This window comes from Caballeronia sp. (genome assembly GCF_028292365.1).
Lineage (GTDB): Bacteria > Pseudomonadota > Gammaproteobacteria > Burkholderiales > Burkholderiaceae > Caballeronia.
Map to the genome: position 1 here is coordinate 1 of NZ_JAQGMM010000681.1, position 4,083 is coordinate 4,083.

Genomic DNA, 4,083 nt, shown 5'->3' on the forward strand with positions numbered 1-4,083 from the left:
AGCGCGACGTCCGCGCCTTCGGCTGCCAGCGTTTGCGCAATGGCGCGGCCGATACCCTTGGTGCCGCCGGTGACGAGTGCCTTCAAACCTTTGAGTTTCAGATCCATTGGTGGTGTCTCCTCAGGCAACCGGTGCGAGATATTTTTTGCTGATCTCAGCGCCCACCGAATACTTCGGGTCGACGAAGTTGCCCAGCAGCACCTTTCCGCACTGACTGAGCATCATGTAGGCATCCCAACGGTCGAAGCCATATTCCTTCTCCATCCACAGCACCAGTTCGCGGTACGCGATGCGCGTCGCGTCTTCAAGCGGGCGGGCGCTGCCGATCGCCATCAGCAACTCATCGGTTTCGAGGCGCGGCCATTCGATGTGCCAGCCCTTGATCAGATCGACGTGGATTGTGGTCGTGCTGGCGAATTCGACGGCTGTGCCGCACACTTCGCCGTCGCCCTGGCAGGCGTGCGCGTCGCCGATAAACAGCCGCGCGCCGGCGGAGCGAACCGGCAAATAGGTGATGCTGTCCGGGCCCATGTCGGGCACGTCCATATTGCCGCCGTGGTTGTCCGGCGTGAGCGAATTGATCGAGTCGATTTCCGGCGAGAGGCTCAGCGTGCCGATATGCGGCTTGTACGGCAGCGTGACGCGCTTGCTCCAGTAGACGCCATCTTCGTCCACGTCGATCTTGCGGGTGATCTCGGGCAGCGGCTCATTGAGCGTTGCGGTGTATTCCGTACCGGTCAGCGCGCCGAAGCGCGGAATCAGGCAGCAGGTGCCGCGCGGATTGTCGCCGCGCGGCAACATCGATTCGATGTACACCGCTACCACGTCGCCCTTCTCCGCGCCTTCGATCATGATCGGGCCGCTTTGCGGATTCAGGAACGGCACCCGCAGCTTCTGGCTCGGCAGATCCTGTTCCGTGAGGATCTTGCCGTCAAACGCATCGCGTGTCTGAACCACCACCCGGTCGCCCGGGGCAATGTTCATCACCGGCGTCGAGTACGGTCCGATGGTGTAGTGAAATGTGCCCTGACGGGATTCGCTGAGTTCATGCGTTTCGCGGACTTGGCCGCGTGCGACGCCGCGCGTGTGCATGATCGATTGTTCAAGCCAGTTCATCATGGTGCTCCTGCTCAAGTGTGGGTTGTCGAAGTGAATGGGCGCAAAGCTGACGCCGCATCACACTGAAATTAGCGCTCGGACGTTATTGGCTTCCATCTGGTCCCCAGGCCCCGCCGACACGACCTGGCCCCGTACCAGCACGACATAGTCGTCGGCTACCGCCTGCGCGAAATCGAAAAACTGTTCTACCAGCAGGATCGACAGCGATCCTTTCAGCGAACGGATCACCGCCTCGATCTCCATCACGATCGACGGCTGGATGCCCTCGGTCGGTTCGTCGAGAATCAGCAGCTTTGGATTGGTCAGAAGCGCCCGGCCAATCGCAAGCTGCTGCTGCTGTCCGCCGGACAGATTGCCCGCAATGCGCCGGCGCATCGTCTTCAGCACTGGAAAGGTATGAAAGACGTCGTCGAAGGAAAATTGCTTGCCCTTGGCGGTCTGATTGCGCTCTCCCGCGTAGGCGCCGATGCGCAGGTTTTCCTCGACGCTGAGTTGCGGGAAAATCTCGCGTCCTTGCGGTACGTAGCCGAGACCCGCCAGCACGCGCCGGTGCGACGGCGTGCGCGTCAGCAGCTGGCCCGCCAGTTCGATTTCGCCGCCTTTGACCGGCAGCAACCCGACGAGGCACTTCAGCAAGGTCGTCTTGCCCACCCCGTTACGGCCGAGTACGACAGTGCAGGCGCCTTCGGCCACGTTCAGCGACACGTCGCGCAACGTGTGACTGCTGCCGTAAAACTGATTGAGTGCGGAAATTTTCAGCATGCTCACCGTCCGAGATAAACCTGAATCACGCGTGGATCGTTGCGCACGCTCTCCATCGATCCCTCGCCGAGCAGCTGCCCTTCATGCAACACGCTGACGAGGTCCGCGATCTCGCCGACAAAATCCATGTCGTGCTCGATCACCACCACCGCCCGCTCGGGCGACTTGAGCCGCGCGATCAGTTCGGCGGTGCGTGCGGTTTCGTGATCGGTCATTCCCGCAACCGGTTCGTCGAGCAGGATCACTTGCGGATCGGCGACAAGCAGCATGCCGATTTCGAGCCACTGCTTCTGGCCATGCGACAGCGTGCCGGCCATCCGATGCCCTTCGTCCTCAAGACCGATCGTCTCGAGCACTTCGTCGATGCGCCGGTTCTGCTGTGCGCCGAGGCGCGAGCGAACCATGTCCGCGTAGCCGCGGCCGTTGCGAATCGCAAGTTCGAGGTTTTCGCGGACCCGCAGCGCTTCGAACACGCTCGGCTTCTGGAATTTTCGGCCGATGCCCAGGCGCGCGATGGACGTTTCGTCGAGCGTCGCGAGATTCGTGACCTTGTTCAGAAAGACCTCGCCCTCTGCCGGCCGGGTTTTTCCCGTGATGACGTCCATCAAGGTCGTCTTGCCCGCACCGTTCGGACCGATGATGGCGCGAATCTCGCCGTATCGAAACTCCATCGACAGATTGGTGATCGCGGCGAAGCCGGAAAACCTGACAGACAGGCCGCTGATGTAGATTGCGGTGGCCGGTTGTGGCTGCGTCATTGACCGCCTCCCTTGCTTTCGCTGCCGGCGGCCTTGAGCGTGCCCCACACGCCGTTGCTGAAATAGACAACGATCACGAGCGTTACGCCGGCAAGAATGAACGGCCACACCTCCGGCAGTTGCGAGGTCAGCCAGAACTTGAGTCCGTTGATCACGATCGCGCCGACGATTGCGCCGATCAGGGTGCCGCGCCCACCGATGGCCACCCACACGGCAATCTCGACAGACAGTTGCGGCGAAACAATAGTCGGGTTGACGATGCCGACCTGCGGCACGTACAGCATTCCGGCAAATGCAGCGAGGACCGCCGAGAGGCACCACGCGAAAAGCTTCAGCGTATGCGTGCGGTAGCCGAGAAAACGCATGCGCGCTTCGTCGTCGCGCACCGCGATTAGCGCCCGGCCAAAACTGGAGCGCGCGAGAAAGCGCGCGCCGACATAGGCCACCACCAGCAGCAGGCACGAACACACCGCGAGGCCGATCTGCGTGGAAGTATCGGCGAGCTTGCGGCCCGCGAGGCTCGTGAAGCCGGTCATGCCGTTGTTGCCGCCGAGGCCCACGTCGTTGATGAACAACAGCAGCATCAGCGCATACGTGAGCGCCTGCGTGATGATGGACAGATACACGCCGTTGATGCGCGAGCGGAACGTGACGAAGCCGAACGCGCCCGCGACCAGCAAGGTGACGACGATCGTGGCGAGGATCGTCACATCGAGCCGCGAGAGCATCTTCCATACGGCGGGAAAGTCGCTCGCGCCCATGTACTGCATGAAGTCCGGCAATACGTGCGTTTCGGCGTAGGCGCCGTTCAGCAGATAGATGGCCATCATATAGCCGCCTATGCCGAAGAAGATGCCGTGCCCGAGGCTCAGGATGCCCGCATAGCCCCAGACCAGATCGAGCGCTAGCGCGAGCAGCGCGAAACACATGATCTGTCCGATCAGGTTGATGCCGAACAGCGACAGATGCAGCGCATTCGACTCCGGAATAACAAAATAGGCAAAGGGCAGATAGAGCGCCACCAGGACCAGTACGGGGACGATGCCGACCTCCACGGTCTGGCCCATCCATTTCGTGGCGAATGCCGACAAGGTGAATCTCCTGCTGTTTCGCGGTTCGGGAAACGTGTTCATACGCGGGTCTTCAATGCAAAGAGTCCTTGCGGGCGCTTCTGGATAATCAGCACGATGATCAAAAGCACGGCCACCTTGGCCGCGACTGCTCCGTAGAACGGTTCGATAAACTGGTTGATTTCGCCAAGCGTGAGCGACGAGACGACTGTCCCCGCGAGGCTGCCCGCACCGCCTAATACCACCACCATGAACGAGTCGACGACGAAGCCCGTGCCCATCGACGGATTGACGCTGGCAATCTGCGTCAACACCACGCCGGCCAGTCCCGCGAGGCCCGCACCCAGGCCGAACGCGATGCGATCGACGCGCTC

At 61.6% G+C, this 4,083-nt stretch carries 5 protein-coding genes and 1 pseudogene; all 6 read right to left on the minus strand.

What is annotated here, in order from left to right:
• On the minus strand, window positions 1-107 hold a 107-nt coding region (locus tag JWR14_RS38465; RefSeq protein WP_299720096.1), incomplete at its 3' end, for an SDR family NAD(P)-dependent oxidoreductase.
• 13 nt (window positions 108-120) lie between these two features.
• The gene (locus tag JWR14_RS38470; protein ID WP_299720098.1) at window positions 121-1,116 is read right to left on the minus strand and encodes an acetamidase/formamidase family protein; all 996 of its coding nucleotides are present in this window, start codon (window positions 1,114-1,116) and stop codon (window positions 121-123) included.
• A 60-nt stretch (window positions 1,117-1,176) separates the two neighbouring features.
• Window positions 1,177-1,881 (minus strand): urea ABC transporter ATP-binding subunit UrtE, encoded by a 705-nt coding sequence (gene urtE, locus JWR14_RS38475; protein ID WP_299720089.1) that lies wholly within the window; start codon window positions 1,879-1,881, stop codon window positions 1,177-1,179.
• Window positions 1,882-1,883: 2 nt separating this feature from the next.
• Window positions 1,884-2,639, minus strand: a complete 756-nt coding sequence (gene urtD / locus JWR14_RS38480; RefSeq protein WP_299720091.1) for an urea ABC transporter ATP-binding protein UrtD — start codon at window positions 2,637-2,639, stop codon at window positions 1,884-1,886.
• Window positions 2,636-3,730 carry an urea ABC transporter permease subunit UrtC gene (gene urtC, locus JWR14_RS38485; protein WP_299720093.1) on the minus strand — a complete coding sequence of 365 codons (1,095 nt, stop codon included), beginning with the start codon at window positions 3,728-3,730 and terminating at the stop codon, window positions 2,636-2,638. Before urtC ends, urtD begins: the two co-directional genes overlap by 4 nt.
• A gap of 38 nt (window positions 3,731-3,768) precedes the next feature.
• Window positions 3,769-4,083: pseudogene (locus tag JWR14_RS38490) on the minus strand (urea ABC transporter permease subunit UrtB); the annotation flags it as partial.